The organism is Vibrio sp. H11, from assembly GCF_004804295.1.
In the GTDB taxonomy this organism is placed as follows: domain Bacteria; phylum Pseudomonadota; class Gammaproteobacteria; order Enterobacterales; family Vibrionaceae; genus Vibrio; species Vibrio ostreae.
The window spans coordinates 1-15,307 of record NZ_SSHN01000024.1 but is presented as its reverse complement, the minus strand read 5'-3'; the positions used below and the strand labels follow the sequence as shown (position 1 = coordinate 15,307).

Here is a 15,307-nt window from a genome sequence, read left to right as displayed (position 1 = left end):
GCACAAGCAGAGCCGCCAGAAAGTGTCGAAGCAGATGAAGGGTTTGCTTTCGATGACTTAGAGCTGCCGGAGTACAGCGAAGCAGACGCTCTGGCTGACAGCGTTGCAGAGCCGGAAGCCGAGGCGCAGCCTGAAAGCTCAGCACAAGCAGAGCAGCCAGAAAGTGCCGAAGCAGATGAAGCGTTTGCTTTCGATGACTTAGAGCTGCCGGAGTACAGCGAAGCCGATGCTCTGGCTGACAGTGAATATGAAGCAGAATCAGAGTTCATTTTTGACGGTGAGGAAGATGAAGCACTGTCTGATGAGTTGTTTGCCGAGCTGGAGCAGTCTTTCGCCGAAGATGGCATGGGTGGTGAATCTGAGCCTGAACCGCATGGCGAAAGCGAGAATACGCCATCACCTCAACCAGACAAGATGGCGGCGCGAGAGGAATTTGACGAGGACGCGCTCAATGCGTTGCTTGATGAACAGCCTCACAGTGACGGCTTCGCGTTTGATGGTCCGATTGATGCCCAAACGATTGACAGTGCGGGTATGGACATTGAAGCCATGCTGGATATGGGGGGCGAAGACTGGAACGGCTTTAGCCTGACGGCGGACCAGCAGGCTGACATCGTCGATGATGTGCCGGAAGAAGAGCTGGCGGCCTGGCATCCGGAAATTCAGAATCAGCAGCCGGAAGTGGAAACTGAAAACTGGGGCAAGCAAGAAGACATCATGGACTTCGACCCGCAGCAGAATCAGTTTATGACCATTGATGAGCTGATGGCTCAGGTTGAGCGGGAAGATATGGGCCTTTCTCCTGACGATGAAGAGCTCAAGCTGGATGTGGGGCTGAATGAGTTTCCGGATGTGATCGGTGACATTTCCGATATTGATGTCGACAGCAATGCTGAAGCCGCCGGTAAGCTGGATCTGGCCCAGATTTATATGGAAATGAATGATCACAAAGGGGCAGTGAAGCTATTGGAAGAAGCGATTGTTGATGGCAATGATGATATTCGCCGCCAAGCCAAGCATCTGATCGATGTGATTAATGGTCGGGCTTAATCTGTCGCCTTATAATGAGTGGTATTGCATCGGCAGTGTCATAATTGGGTAAGAAAAGAGGCAACCGGGTTGCCTCTTTTTTCTGTGCATTAGAATTTATCATGCAGAGGGTTTATACTGCCCGCCCCATTTCCCTTAGATGTTTAAGAGAAAAACGACATGAGAATCGCTCTGGGTATCGAGTATGACGGTACTCACTATTATGGCTGGCAACGCCAACGAGAAGTTAAAAGCGTGCAGGAAGAGCTGGAAAAAGCACTGACTGTGATCGCTAATCATCCGGTAGAAGTTCAGTGTGCAGGCCGCACTGATGCGGGTGTGCATGGTACTGGCCAGGTTGTCCATTTTGATACCACAGCGAGCCGTAAAATGGTGGCCTGGACCATGGGTGCCAACGCCAATTTACCTAAGGACATTGCGGTGCGCTGGGCAAAAGAGGTTCCGGACGAATTTCATGCCCGATTCAGTGCAACAGCACGCAGATATCGCTATGTGATCTACAATCACATGTATCGCCCGGGAATTTTGTCTTCTGGTGTGAGTCACTATCATGGTGAACTGGATGCTGAGCGTATGCATCGAGCCGGACAATTCCTGCTGGGTGAGAATGACTTCACGTCATTCAGAGCTGCACATTGTCAGTCACGCAGTCCTTGGCGTAACATAATGCACTTAAACGTCACTCGTCATGAGCGCTACGTTGTGATTGATATTAAAGCCAATGCGTTTGTCCACCATATGGTGCGTAACATTACCGGCAGCCTGATTGCGGTCGGTCGTGGTGAGCAGGCACCGGAGTGGATCGAGTGGTTGCTGGCGGCGAAAAATCGCAGCCTGGCAGGGGCGACGGCCAAAGCGGAAGGCTTGTATCTGGTCGATGTTGATTACCCGCCGGAGTTTGAGCTGCCTGAAGCGCCGATGGGACCGCTGTTCTTACCAGAAAGTTTGAACTAACCGGATTGGATTAGCTCAAATTAAACAATGTTGTGCGTGGGATAACTGTTCAGGAAATAGGTACAACCAGTTTTTTGTCCACAGTTGGCATTTTCTGTGCTTTAATCCACACGCGTTAATGTCGAATAAAAATCTGTCGCAATACGGCGGCAGATGAGAGAGTAAAAGGTCTTGCATGAGCTGGCTTGAGAAGATTTTAGAGAAAAGCAACATCGGTAGTTCACGTAAAGCGTCTATCCCTGAAGGGGTGTGGACCAAATGTACATCTTGTGAACAGGTGCTTTATTACGCCGAATTAGAGCGCAATCTTGAAGTTTGTCCAAAATGTAACCATCACATGCGCATGAAAGCGCGTCGTCGTCTTGAGTCATTTTTGGATGAAGCAAACCGCTACGAAATTGCGGAAGAACTAGAGCCGCAAGATAAGCTGAAGTTTAAAGACTCGAAGCGTTATAAAGAGCGTATTGCAGCTGCTCAGAAGAGCAGTGGCGAAAAAGATGCCCTGATTGTAATGAAAGGCGAGCTGATGACCATTCCTGTGGTTGCCTGTGCGTTTGAATTCTCTTTCATGGGTGGCTCAATGGGCTCAGTGGTTGGCGCGCGTTTTGTACGTGCGGTTGACGCTGCAATCGAAGCTAACTGTGGTCTGGTTTGTTTCTCCGCCAGTGGCGGTGCCCGTATGCAGGAAGCGCTGATGTCGCTGATGCAGATGGCAAAAACCAGTGCGGCACTGGAGCGTTTGACCGCAAAAGGTCTGCCGTTTATCTCTGTGCTGACTGATCCGACCATGGGTGGTGTGTCTGCGAGTCTGGCGATGCTGGGTGACATCAATATTGGTGAACCGAAAGCACTGATCGGTTTTGCTGGTCGTCGTGTTATCGAACAGACGGTACGTGAAGACCTTCCACAAGGCTTCCAGCGCAGTGAGTTCCTGCTGGATCACGGTGCGATTGACATGATTGTTGACCGTCGTGAAATGCGTCAGCGCGTGGCTGGACTGTTGGCAAAAATGACTCGTCAGGAATCACCGCTGGTTGTTTCTGTGAACGATGCGCCAAATGAAGAACCATATTCTGTACCAGAAGCGGACAAAAAAGGGTAAAGTAGTCGCTAACTAAACCAAGCAAAACAATGGTTATACGTTAGATGAATCAAAACCCAATTCCACAAGCCACATCGCCATTATCGGTGTGGCTTGATTATTTAACCCATATTCATTCCTCCGCTATTGACCTGGGTCTGGACCGTGTTCAGGCTGTCGCTCAAAAAGCCAATCTCACCAAACCTGCTCCGACCGTGATTACTGTTGCCGGTACCAACGGTAAAGGGTCAACCTGTGCATTGATGGAAGCGATTCTGCTCGATGCCGGATATTCAGTTGGTGTCTACAGTTCTCCCCACTTAATTCGTTACAACGAGCGTGTCCGAGTCAATGGTCAGGATCTGCCTGATGAAAAGCACACGGAAGCCTTTGCGTTTGTTGAACAGCAGCGCGGTACCATTACGCTCAGCTTGTTTGAGTTCGGTACGCTGGCCGCATTGCGTCTGTTTCAGACCGAGCAAGTGGACGTCGTCCTGTTAGAGGTCGGTTTGGGCGGGCGTCTCGATGCGACCAACGTGGTCGATCATGATGTGTCGGTGATCACCAGTCTGGCCGTTGACCATGTTGACTGGCTGGGCAGCGATATTAACGTGATTGGCTTCGAGAAGGCCGGGATTTACCGTTCTGGTAAGCCGGCAATCTGCGGTCAGCCGGCACCTCCGCCGACTGTAGCAGCACATGCGGACGACATTGGCGCCGATTTCTATCAGGTCGGAATCCAGTTCAATTACCAAAAAACCAGTGACACCACGTGGAACTGGAGCTGTGGCTCGTTTGATCTGAGCGATCTGCCGTTACCGACTTTGCCGCTGCCAAACGCAGCGACAGCGCTGATGGCGCTGGGCAGCGCCGCACTGGAGATCAGTGACGTGAATATCGTCAATGGCCTGAGCAATGCGACTCTGGCGGGGCGTATGCAGCAAATCAGCCACTCGCCAACCATCTTACTGGATGTCGCGCATAACCCGCATTCGGCAGAATATCTTGTATCGCAGTTACAGCAACGATTTCAGGATCAGAGCGTGCATATGGTGGTCGGTATGCTGCACGACAAAGATGTGAAGTCGACGTTGGCGATTCTGAAACCGGTCGTAAAGCAGTGGTATCCGGCGTCATTGAGCGGCCCTCGCGCTGCGACAGCGGATGAATTGTGTCTGACACTGGATGTGGATCAAGTGCGCTATGCGAACCCGGTAGAGGCTTTTGAAGCGGCGTTGACACAAGCGCAGGCGGACGATGTCATAGTCGTCGCCGGCTCCTTCCATACCGTCGGTGAAGTGCTGGAGCATTGGCAACAATCCAACCCGTCGTAATTCCAAGGGAGTAAAGATGGCAAGTAAATTCCAAAGCCGTTTGGTCGGTACCATTATTCTTGTAGCGGTCGGGGTTATCGTGTTACCCGATGTGCTTGATGGCAAAAAGCTGCATTACAAGGAAGAGATGACCGCCATCCCCATTAAGCCTGAACTGGACAGTGAAGTGGAAAAGTTCGAGGTGGTGGAACCGGTAGAAGAAGATGCGGCCTTGCCTGAAACGCCGGTAGTCGCGATTGCGACCGCTCCGGAGAGCAAAACAGACTCAGCCCCGGAGGCTGAATCCGCGCAATCTTTGGTTACCGCGACCCGCAGTGTGGCGGAAAAAAATGAGTATCAGGACAGTGCCTGGTTGATTCAGTTGATGGCGCTCAAGAATGCAGATAACGCGAAAAACATGGTCGCGGATCTGCAAAAGCGAGGCTATCAGGCTCATACCAAACAAGAAAATGGTTTTACCCGCGTGATCATTGGCCCGGATGTTTCGAAAAGTAAGCTGGAAAAACAGCTGCTGGAATTAGAAGAAATTACCGGCGCAAAAGGTCAGTTGCTTAAATTTAAACCACTAAACCCATAAGAAAACGTTTGCGTCGCGTTTTTTTCTGTTAAAATGCGCGCCAACTTAGAATGTAAGAACTCATGAACTGGTTAGATATTGTCATTTTAAGTGTGATTGGCCTGTCTGCGCTGATCAGTCTGGTACGTGGCTTTGCCAAAGAAGCATTGTCGTTAGTAATCTGGTTCGGAGCTTTTTACATCGCTTCCGAGTACTACGCCAAATTGGCGGTATACTTTACTAACATTAAAGATGAAATGTTTCGCAATGGTACAGCAATCGCAGCGTTGTTTGTCGCAACGCTGATTGTCGGAGCTATTGTCAACTACGTGATTTCGCAGTTGGTACAGAAGACCGGGCTTTCAGGAACAGACAGAATTCTCGGCGTCGTATTCGGCGCTTTGCGTGGAGTTCTGATTGTTGCAGCAGCCTTATTTTTTATGGATGCGTTCACCGCATTCCCAAGCTCTGAGTGGTGGAAGGGCTCGCAGCTGGTGCCGGAATTTAGCCGCATTATTGCTCCGTTCTTTGAACACTTACAAGCAACATCAAGTTTTCTGTCCGGCGCGCGTTAAGCGCCGGCTATTGTCGCAAATCGAGGATTAGGACATGTGTGGTATTGTTGGAATCGTGGGTACAACGCCTGTAAACCAGTCAATTTATGACGCGTTAACGGTATTGCAGCATCGTGGCCAAGATGCCGCTGGTATTTGTACCATCGAAAGCAATCGTTTTCGTCTGCGTAAAGCGAACGGTTTAGTCAAGGATGTGTTTGAAGCTAAGCACATGCAGCGTCTTCAGGGTTCTGTGGGTATCGGCCATGTTCGTTACCCGACTGCTGGCAGCTCCAGCGCATCAGAAGCTCAACCTTTCTACGTAAACTCACCATTTGGTATCACCCTCGCACACAACGGCAACCTGACCAACGCCACGGCAGTTCGTCAGAAACTGTTCGAGAAAGACCGTCGTCATGTCAACACCACTTCGGACTCAGAAGTGCTGCTGAACGTTCTGGCGCACGAGATCGACACAGTCAAAGGTAACGTGACTGCGGACGATGTATTCCGTGCCATTGCTAACGTGCACCGTACTATTCGCGGCGCGTATGCGGTGACAGCGATGATCATCGGCCACGGCATGATTGCATTCCGTGACCCGAACGGCATCCGCCCTTTGTGTCTGGGGAAACGTGAAGTGAACGGCCGTACTGAATACATGGTGGCGTCTGAGTCTGTGGCTCTGGATGCGGTTGGTTTCGACTTTATGCGTGATGTCGCGCCGGGCGAAGCGATTTACGCGACGTTTGAAGGCGAACTGTTCACTAAACAGTGCGCGGATAACCCGGTTCTGAATCCATGTATTTTCGAATTCGTTTACTTTGCCCGTCCTGATTCATTCATCGACAAAATCTCGGTGTACAGCGCACGCGTTGAAATGGGTAAAAAACTGGGTGAGCGTATCAAGGCTGATTTCAGCGACCTGGATATCGACGTCGTGATCCCAATCCCTGAAACTTCATGTGATATCGCACTGGAGATTGCTCAGGCGCTGGATAAGCCATACCGTCAGGGTTTCGTGAAAAACCGTTACGTAGGCCGTACCTTCATTATGCCAGGTCAGCAACAGCGTAAGAAATCGGTTCGTCGTAAGCTGAACACCATCCGTTCTGAATTTAAAGACAAGAACGTACTGCTGGTGGATGACTCGATTGTTCGTGGCACGACTTCAGAGCAGATCATTGAAATGGCGCGTGATTCAGGTGCGAAGAAAGTGTACATGGTGTCTGCGGCGCCGGAAATTCGTTTCCCGAACGTTTACGGTATCGATATGCCAAGTGCAAACGAACTGATTGCACACGGCCGTGATAACGATGCGATCTGTAAGCAAATTGGTGCTGACGCACTGATCTTCCAGACACTGGATGATCTGGTTGATGCGGTACGTGTGGGTAACCAGGACATCGCTAAGTTTGAAACTTCAGTATTTAACGGCGAATACGTGACGGGCGATATCGACCAGCAATACCTGGACTTCCTTGAGTCGATGCGCAGCGATGATGCCAAGACGGAGCGTGAGATTCAGCAAGAGCTGGCCAACCTTGAGTTGTACAACGAAGGCGCTTAAGCCCCTGTACCATCAGTATTAGCTACGGTTTATTGCTAAAGGCTTCCTTCGGGAAGCCTTTTTTATGCCTGCCGTTCAGCCATCCAGGTTGTCTGGTCGTATCGGTTCATACATACAGGCTCATGAGCCCATGAATTTACGGGTAAAGTGCGCTGACATCTTATCTGTGGTGTCATGGAATACAGCGATCCAGGCCTGGATTGTCCCGTAATGAATGCGTTGCTGTGGCGACTATTGCGACTATTGGGACTGTGCAGTGACGCCGTGTTGGTCGCATGGCGTTAATGAAGCGGCAGAGCAAACCGCTGCGTTGTCATTACCCGGGATGTTGGCTGTCAAACGGCAGTGGCTGTGAGAGGAGGGCATCGATGACAGAGCAATGGAGGAGAGAGGCCCTGAGAGATAAAAAAGGCTTCCTGCGGGAAGCCTTTGTGCGTGATGCAAGCGCTAAACTACAGCACCATCGCCGCCAGCCAGCCGAAAGCAATCAGTGGCAGGTTGTAGTGAATAAAGGTCGGAACCACGGTTTCCCAGATGTGTTCGTGCTGACCATCTGCATTCAGGCCTGATGTCGGGCCTAACGTGGAGTCTGATGCCGGTGAACCTGCATCACCCAGTGCGGCTGCGGTACCCACCAGGGCAATGGTTGCCATAGGCGAGAAGCCGAACGCGATACACAGCGGAACGTAGATAGTGGCAATAATCGGAATGGTTGAAAACGACGAGCCGATACCCATGGTCACCAGCAGACCGACAACCAGCATCAGCAGTGCCGCGAGTGGTTTGTTGTCGCCGATACTGGTCGACAGAGCCTGAACCAAATCTTCCACGCCGCCGGTTGCTTTCATTACTGCGGCAAAACCTGCCGCTGCAATCATGATAAAACCGATCATCGCCATCATGTGCACGCCTTGAGTGAAGACGTCGTGCGTCTCTTTCCAGGCAATCACGCCACCAAAGGTGAACACCATAAATCCGGCCAGAGCACCGATGATCATTGAACCGGTTGCCAGTTGTACGGCAAGCGCAACCACGATACCAACGCCGGCGACAGCAATGTGCATTTTATTGATTGCGGTGGTTTCCTGGCTGATGGTCGTCAGTTCGGTTTCCTGGTATACACGTGGCTTACGGTAAGAGAAGAACATCGCAACCAGCAGGCCGAATACCATGCCCAGTCCTGGCAGCAGCATGGCCATAGGTATCTGGCTTGCCGTGACATGCTCAAGGCCGTTATCACGCAGGTTTTTCAGCAGGATGTTATTGAGGAAAATGCCGCCAAAGCCAACCGGCAGTACCATGTAAGGCGTGATCAGACCAAAGGTCAGCACACAGGCAATCAGACGACGGTCGATACCCAGTTTGGCAAATACGCTCAACAGAGGCGGAATAAGAATTGGAATGAAAGCGATATGCACCGGGATCAGGTTTTGCGATGACATTGCCATCAGCAGCAGAGCGAACACAATCGCGTACTTCATTCCGGTCGACGCGGCCATGCTATGACGACCATGAATACGTTTAATGACGCTTTGTGCGAGTAAATCGGTGACGCCCGATTTAGAAATAGCCACGGCAAAAGTGCCCAGCATTGCGTAGCTGAGTGCGATGGTCGCACCACCACCCAGGCCGCTTTCAAACGCTGCCACCGTACTATTGAGATCCATGCCGGAAACCAGGCCACCAACGATGGCACTAAACGTCAGGGCAACCACGACGTTTACGCGCATCAGCGCCAGGATCAGCATGACACAGACAGAAATAACTACAGGATTCATATACTTCTCGGTCAATAATGCAAAAATTAATTATTATTCAAGTTCATTGTCATCGTCGCCCAACGGCCAGCCGCCAAGGGCTTTCCATTTGTTGACGATGCCGCAGAATAGCTCCGCGGTTTGTTGTGTGTCGTAAAGCGCTGAATGGGCTTCACGGTTGTCAAATTCCATCCCTGCGACTTTGCAGGCTTTAGCCAGTACTGTTTGACCGTAAGCCAATCCGCTTAATGCCGCGGTGTCAAAGGTTGCAAAGGGGTGGAATGGAACTCGTTTAAGCTTGCAGCGTTCGCTGGCTGCCATCACAAAGCCGTGATCAAAAGCGGCGTTATGCGCGACGATAATCGCGCGGCTGCAATCGGCCGCTTTCTGCTCTTTGCGCACTTGTTTGTAGATCTCTTTAAGGGCGTGTTCTTCGCTCACCGCACCGCGCAGCGGACTGAAAGGATCACGAATACCATTAAATTCCAGCGCGGCTTTTTCCAGGTTGGCACCTTCAAAAGGCTCGATATGAAAATGGATGGTAGAAGCCGGGTGAAGGTCACCGTTTTCATCCATACTTAACGTCACCGCACAGATCTCCAGCAGTGCATCGGTGTGTGGGTTAAATCCTGCGGTCTCGACATCGATAACCACCGGGAAATAGCCACGAAAACGTTTTTTCAAGGTCAGAGCTTCATTTGTATCCGTCATGTGATCCCTAGCTTATGTGATAGGGGCAGCATTATTGCAGATTCTCCCAGTAAGAAAAACCAACACAGCGGATTAAAACGCAATTAATTGATGCCCGATGCGAGCCTGATAGCACAAAGGGATCGAATCCGTTTCCTGTGCGAGAAAAACAGCAGTCAAAGCCTGAGCGGTATGGCGGACGCGGCTATTTTGCACATTAAAAATTAAGGATTGGCGAGCTTTTTGCATCCTGGTACTAAGAAACAGTGCAGTGGCAAAATACCGTCATTGCCACGCAGCAGGAAAAGAGAAGTAAGTCCTTATGAATAAATGGGTTGTATCAAGTCTGGTGACGGTCAGTGTCTGTAGCGCGATGTCTGCAGCGGCAATGGAAAAACGCTATGTGGCAAAACCGGAACAGTCAAGCTGGCAGATGCTGACCAACACTCCACTCGAGTGTCAGCTGGTGCACCCGATTCCCAATTACGGCGATGCGGTGTTTACGGCTCACGCCAGTAAAAAAATGAACCTCGACTTTGAACTGAAAATGCGTCGTCCGATGGGTGAAACGCGGGATGTCAGCCTGATTTCCATGCCGCCGGCCTGGAGGCCGGGGGAAAGTGCCGACCGCATCACCAACATTCAGTTTTTCAAGCAGTTTGATGGTTATATTGGTGGACAGACTGCCTGGACTCTGCTCAGCGAACTGGAGCAGGGGCGTTATCCGACTTTCAGCTATCAGGATTGGCAGAGTCGCAATCAGCGCATTGAAGTGGCGTTGTCTTCGGTGTTGTTCCAGCCACAGTATAATGTCTTTAGTGACTGTATCGCCAACCTGCTGCCATACAGCTTTGAAGACATTTCGTTCACCATTCTGCATTACGACCGGGGTGACAGCATTGAGCTCAATAAAGCCTCGCAGAAACGTCTGGCGCAGATTGCCGAGTACATTCGTTACAATCAGGACATCGATCTGGTTCTGGTGTCGACCTATACCGATTCCGAGCTGGGTAAAGGAGAAAGCCAGAGCCTGTCTGAGAAGCGCGCTGAATCGCTGCAGAATTACTTCCAGTCTCTGGGGTTGTCTGCGGACCGAATCCAGGTTCAGGGTTATGGCAAACGTCGTCCTGTTGCCGACAACGCCTCACCAATCGGTAGAGACAAAAACCGTCGGGTAGTCATTTCTCTCGGCCGCACTCAGGTCTGAGACCACAGCCTGGAAAGTGGTCATGACTGAGGGGCTGATTGGTCAGCCCTGTTTATGCCGGCTCATTTGTTTCACGAAATGAGTTTCGACGGAATGAGTTAAGGCGCACTTAGTTAAGACGCAATTCGTTAAGACGCAGTTAGCTCAGACGCAATTAGTTGAGACGGAACTTGGCAATCAGGTTGCAACTGGAGGCGCTGTCGATGTCTTTAACCAATTTCGCTAACTCTGGATTCGGGTGGCGTTTCATAAATTCTATCAGGGCTTTTTTGCAGCAGCCCAATGAATCGACGAAGGCTTCACAGCTTGGATTTTGGCATTGCGGGATCAGCGTCAGCACCCGCTCTGATGCCAGCTCCAGATACTTGAGCTCATACTGATCATCGCCGACCGTGCGCCAGAAACTGGCCATGTTGTGACAGGAGATGACGGAGATCAGCAGGCGATCTTCCATTTCAACGTCATAGCGGGTACCGATACGATCGCTTAAGGTCAGGGCCTGCTGGTAGTGCAGGATACCACGCAGATGATCGGCTTGCTGCATGGCGATATCGGCCAGTAATGTGTGTTGCTCCCACTCTTTGATTGTCATGAATGATTCTCCTCATCAACCAACATAACACGGATTAATATAATCTAAATGATAATTATTATCATGTAAACCATGTATATTGCAGGGAGATAAAACAAAACCGCCACTCGGGCGGTTTTGTTGACAGACAAATTAGCGGCGGATAGCCGCACAATCAGCCTTCCAGGCCAGCATTGGCTTGCTTGTTCTGGATCAGCTCAATCATGTAGCCGTCTGGATCTTTAACGAACGCAATATGGGTGCTGCCGCCTTTTACCGGACCTGGTTCACGTGTAACGTTGCCGCCCGCTGCTTTGATCGCTTCACAGGTTGCGTAGATGTCATCTGCGCCGATCGCGATATGGCCGAATGCGTTACCCAGCTCGTACTCTTCCACACCCCAGTTGTAAGTCAGCTCGATAACAGCGGCTTCTGACTCATCGCCGTAACCTACGAACGCCAGAGTGTATTTGTATTCGGTATTTTCGTTTTTACGCAGCAGTTTCATACCCATAACCTGAGTGTAAAACTCAATTGAACGATCAAGATCGCCAACGCGTAGCATGGTATGAAGAATACGGTTGTTTGACATAATGGACTCCTAGCTTTCCGGGTAAACTTTCTCTTTGAATTCGCACAGGTCTTCAATAATGCAACTGCCACAACGTGGCTTGCGTGCTACGCAAGTGTAGCGGCCGTGCAATATCAGCCAGTGGTGTACATCGAGTTTGAACTCCTTCGGAACAACTTTCAGCAGTTTGTGCTCAACGTCATCCACCGTTTTGCCCATGGCAAATTTAGTACGGTTCGAAACTCGAAAAATATGGGTGTCGACGGCAATCGTCGGCCAGCCAAATGCCGTGTTGAGCACCACATTGGCGGTTTTGCGTCCGACACCCGGCAGGGCTTCCAGTGCTTCGCGGTTTTCCGGCACTTCACCCTGATGTTGATCGAGCAGAATACGACAGGTTTTAATCACGTTTTCTGCTTTGGAGTTAAACAGACCTATGGTCTTGATATAGTCTTTGACGCCATCCACGCCGAGGTCCCACATGGCCTGAGGAGTATTGGCCACCGCATACAGCTTATCGGTGGCTTTATTGACACTCACGTCAGTCGCCTGAGCCGACAGCAGCACGGCGATCAGCAGTTCAAACGGTGAGTTCCAGTTAAGCTCGGTCTGCGGATTGGGGTTGTTGTCTCTCAGTCGCTGCAGAATTTCGACACGTTTACTGTTATTCATTGTGATGATGGTTTCCTTGACGGGTGCTGTCTGGCACCAGTGCGGTGTTACACATTGGTCACTCGGACACGTTCGATGGCTGGTTTTTCCTGTTTCGGCTGACGCTCAGCAATTTTTTTATCGATGATGTTTTTTGCCGCAATCAGCAGACCGACACCGATAAACGCACCGGGCGGTAACAAGGCCAGCAAAAAACTGTTATCGAAATGGAAAATCTCGATGCGCAGGGCTTTTGCCCAGTCGCCCAGCAGCAGGTCAGCGCCGTCAAACAGGGTACCCTGACCGATCACTTCGCGCAGCGTACCCAGAACCACCAGAACCGAGGTCATGCCCAGTCCCATCCAGAATCCGTCCTGGGCTGAAGGCAGTACATTATTTTTTGACGCGAAGGCTTCAGCTCGGCCGATAATGATACAGTTGGTGACGATGAGCGGGATAAAGATACCCAGTGACAGGTACAGGCCATGGGCATAGGCGTTCATCAACAGTTGAACACAGGTTACCAAGGACGCAATGATCATCACGAAGACCGGGATACGAACCTCTTTCGGCACATAATCACGCACCAGCGAGACGGTCACGTTTGAGCCAACCAGCACCAGCAGGGTTGCAATGCCTAGTCCCAGCGCGTTAGTCACGGTTGAAGAGACCGCCAGCAGCGGACACAAGCCCAGTAGCTGCACCAACGCCGGGTTGTTATTCCACATGCCATTTTTGATCAGAGTTTTATGGTCACTCATCGTCTTATTCTCCGCAGTTTAATGGTTGCGCCTGAATCTGAGCACGATTCTGATTGACGAACTGTACGGTCTGTTTCACGGCTTTAACCACAGCCCGCGGTGTAATGGTCGCGCCGGTGAACTGGTCAAACTGGCCGCCGTCTTTACGTACGCGCCAGTCAGCCTGATTATCGGCGGTGACTTTTTTCCCGCTGAAGTTGAGAATCCAGTCGGTAATACGCAGATCAATTTTGTCACCGAGGCCCGGAGTCTCCTGATGTGCCAGTACACGGGTTCCGGTTATGGTGCCGTCATTCTGGATACCAACGATAATTTTAATCGCACCGTTATAGCCGTCCGGAGCGATGGACTCAATCGCCAGCGCGGTTGGTTGACCATTGCGGCTGGCCAGGTAAACCGGCATTGCCTGATCGGTTCCGAGCAGCGGATCGCGGACCAGGGTACAGGCCTGAGACAGTTCATTATCATGTAAGCGCTTGGGTACCACCTGATTCAGAACCGACAGTAACTGGGCATTTTCCTGCGCTTTAATCTGATCCTGGGTCAGATAGCTGGTCAAGGCTACTACGCCAGTTGATGCACAGGCAAAGGCTGCCAGGATCAGGCCATTTTTGCGAATTGCAGATAACATAGTGCGCTTCCTTAATGTCCGTAGGTACGTGGTTTGCTGTAGTAGTCGATCAGCGGCACGCACATGTTGGCCAGTAATACTGCGAATGCGACACCGTCAGGGAAACCGCCCCAACTGCGGATAATAAATACCATCACGCCGATAAAGGCACCGTAAATCAGGCGACCTCTGGTGGTGGTTGACGCCGTCACCGGGTCGGTAGCAATGAAAAACGCACCGAGCATGGTTGCACCGGATAACATATGCATCATAGGTGATGCCGTCGTGCCGGGTGCCAGCAACATCATCAATACGCTGGCCACCAGCAGGCCACCAAGGTAAGAAAAAGGAATATGCCAGTTGATGACTCTGAGTTTCAGCAGCGCCAGGCCGCCGGCCAGATACGCCAGGTTGACCCATTCCCAGCCCACACCGGCCAGGCCGCTGAACTGAGGTTGCGCCATCGCTTCTGCCATTGTGTGTCCGGCTCGCAGCGACGTTTTCAGCGAATCAAGCGGTGTGGCCATGGTGACGCCGTCAATGCCGGTCCGGATCTGCTGCAGCGACAGGCCGTCAACATTAAAACCGGTAAAGATCAGAGAGAACGAGTTGAGCAGAGATACAGGTTCCGCCGTCAGTTCACCCGGAGCCAGCCAACTGGTCATCTGAACCGGAAACGAGATCAGCAGGACCACGTAAGCAACCATGGCCGGGTTAAACGGGTTCTGCCCCAGGCCGCCGTACAAGTGCTTACCGATCAGAATCGCAAAAATCAGGCCTATCACCACTATCCACCAAGGGGATAAGGGCGGAATCGCAACCGCCAACAGCCAGGCCGTGACGACAGCGCTGTAGTCACGCAGTGCAAATGAGGCCGGTCGCTTGCGCAGCAGCATCACCCCGGCTTCGAGCAACAGGGCAATGATGATGGCAAAAGTCAGTTGAATCAGGGTACCAAAACCAAAGAAATAACTTTGCGCCAGTAAACCTGGCAGAGCGCACAGGGCAACCCATTTCATCATATCAGCGGTGCTACGCTTAACACGCGCATGTGGGGAGCTGGCAATAAAAAAGCCCACTAGTTATTCTCCTCAGAATTCGGTTCACTATTTTGTGCCTGTTGCGCTGCTTTACGCGCTTTGGCACGGGCAATTGCGGCGGCGACGGCGGCCTTTTTCGGATCCTCTTCAGCGAGGTCCGATTCGGGCTTAGTGTCAGTCGCTTCTTGCGCCTGCTGGGCTGCTTTACGCGCTTTGGCGCGGGCGATGGCAGCGGCGACGGCGGCCTTTTTCGGATCCTCTTCAGCGCTGTCCGATTCTGGCTCAGCGTCAGTCGCTTCTTGCGCCTGCTGGGCTGCTTTACGCGCTTTGGCGCGGGCGATGGCCGCGGC

General features: G+C 51.5%; 16 protein-coding genes and 1 pseudogene. 8 read left to right on the top strand and 9 right to left on the bottom strand.

Annotated elements, in window-relative coordinates:
- From E6C74_RS20785 to purF, 7 genes are all read left to right on the top strand, one after another.
- The coding region (locus E6C74_RS20785) for a FimV/HubP family polar landmark protein (RefSeq protein WP_276605453.1) at positions 1-1,050 on the top strand (1,050 nt) is incomplete at its 5' end.
- Between the two features lie 159 nt (positions 1,051-1,209).
- On the top strand, positions 1,210-2,004 hold the full coding sequence (gene truA, locus E6C74_RS20780; RefSeq protein WP_136487952.1) for a tRNA pseudouridine(38-40) synthase TruA: 795 nt from the start codon (positions 1,210-1,212) through the stop codon (positions 2,002-2,004).
- 175 nt (positions 2,005-2,179) lie between these two features.
- The gene (gene accD / locus E6C74_RS20775; protein WP_136487951.1) at positions 2,180-3,106 is read left to right on the top strand and encodes an acetyl-CoA carboxylase, carboxyltransferase subunit beta; all 927 of its coding nucleotides are present in this window, start codon (positions 2,180-2,182) and stop codon (positions 3,104-3,106) included.
- 44 nt (positions 3,107-3,150) lie between these two features.
- Complete coding sequence (gene folC, locus E6C74_RS20770; protein WP_136487950.1) at positions 3,151-4,419, top strand: bifunctional tetrahydrofolate synthase/dihydrofolate synthase; 1,269 nt, start codon at positions 3,151-3,153, stop codon at positions 4,417-4,419.
- A 16-nt stretch (positions 4,420-4,435) separates the two neighbouring features.
- Positions 4,436-4,996, top strand: coding sequence for an SPOR domain-containing protein (locus E6C74_RS20765; protein ID WP_136487949.1), 561 nt, complete (start codon positions 4,436-4,438; stop codon positions 4,994-4,996).
- Positions 4,997-5,058: 62 nt separating this feature from the next.
- A complete protein-coding gene (locus E6C74_RS20760; RefSeq protein WP_136487948.1) occupies positions 5,059-5,550 on the top strand; it encodes a CvpA family protein in 492 nt (163 codons plus the stop codon).
- Positions 5,551-5,584: 34 nt separating this feature from the next.
- Positions 5,585-7,099 carry an amidophosphoribosyltransferase gene (purF, locus tag E6C74_RS20755; protein ID WP_136487947.1) on the top strand — a complete coding sequence of 505 codons (1,515 nt, stop codon included), beginning with the start codon at positions 5,585-5,587 and terminating at the stop codon, positions 7,097-7,099.
- 452 nt (positions 7,100-7,551) lie between these two features.
- Here purF and E6C74_RS20750 read toward each other — a convergent pair whose 3' ends face one another.
- Both E6C74_RS20750 and rnt read right to left on the bottom strand, forming a co-directional pair.
- Entirely contained in the window at positions 7,552-8,877 is a 1,326-nt protein-coding gene (locus tag E6C74_RS20750) for a Na+/H+ antiporter family protein (protein ID WP_136487946.1), read from the bottom strand.
- Between the two features lie 33 nt (positions 8,878-8,910).
- The gene (gene rnt, locus E6C74_RS20745; protein WP_136487945.1) at positions 8,911-9,567 is read right to left on the bottom strand and encodes a ribonuclease T; all 657 of its coding nucleotides are present in this window, start codon (positions 9,565-9,567) and stop codon (positions 8,911-8,913) included.
- Between the two features lie 301 nt (positions 9,568-9,868).
- Between rnt and E6C74_RS20740 the strand changes: the two genes are divergently transcribed.
- Positions 9,869-10,753, top strand: coding sequence for an OmpA family protein (locus tag E6C74_RS20740; protein ID WP_136487944.1), 885 nt, complete (start codon positions 9,869-9,871; stop codon positions 10,751-10,753).
- Between the two features lie 154 nt (positions 10,754-10,907).
- Here E6C74_RS20740 and E6C74_RS20735 read toward each other — a convergent pair whose 3' ends face one another.
- The 7 genes and pseudogenes from E6C74_RS20735 to E6C74_RS20705 all read right to left on the bottom strand — a co-directional run.
- A complete protein-coding gene (locus E6C74_RS20735; protein WP_136487943.1) occupies positions 10,908-11,345 on the bottom strand; it encodes a DUF2753 family protein in 438 nt (145 codons plus the stop codon).
- A gap of 154 nt (positions 11,346-11,499) precedes the next feature.
- Positions 11,500-11,916: a lactoylglutathione lyase gene (gene gloA / locus E6C74_RS20730; protein WP_136487942.1), complete on the bottom strand. Its 417-nt coding sequence runs from the start codon at positions 11,914-11,916 to the stop codon at positions 11,500-11,502.
- Positions 11,917-11,925: 9 nt separating this feature from the next.
- Positions 11,926-12,567 (bottom strand): endonuclease III, encoded by a 642-nt coding sequence (gene nth / locus E6C74_RS20725; protein WP_136487941.1) that lies wholly within the window; start codon positions 12,565-12,567, stop codon positions 11,926-11,928.
- Between the two features lie 47 nt (positions 12,568-12,614).
- Positions 12,615-13,307: an electron transport complex subunit E gene (locus E6C74_RS20720; protein ID WP_136487940.1), complete on the bottom strand. Its 693-nt coding sequence runs from the start codon at positions 13,305-13,307 to the stop codon at positions 12,615-12,617.
- 4 nt (positions 13,308-13,311) lie between these two features.
- Positions 13,312-13,938 (bottom strand): electron transport complex subunit RsxG, encoded by a 627-nt coding sequence (gene rsxG, locus E6C74_RS20715; protein ID WP_136487939.1) that lies wholly within the window; start codon positions 13,936-13,938, stop codon positions 13,312-13,314.
- An 11-nt stretch (positions 13,939-13,949) separates the two neighbouring features.
- Positions 13,950-14,996, bottom strand: a complete 1,047-nt coding sequence (rsxD, locus tag E6C74_RS20710) for an electron transport complex subunit RsxD (protein ID WP_136487938.1) — start codon at positions 14,994-14,996, stop codon at positions 13,950-13,952.
- A pseudogene (locus tag E6C74_RS20705) lies at positions 14,996-15,307 on the bottom strand (electron transport complex subunit RsxC); the annotation flags it as partial. The gene rsxD and the pseudogene E6C74_RS20705, both read right to left, overlap by 1 nt.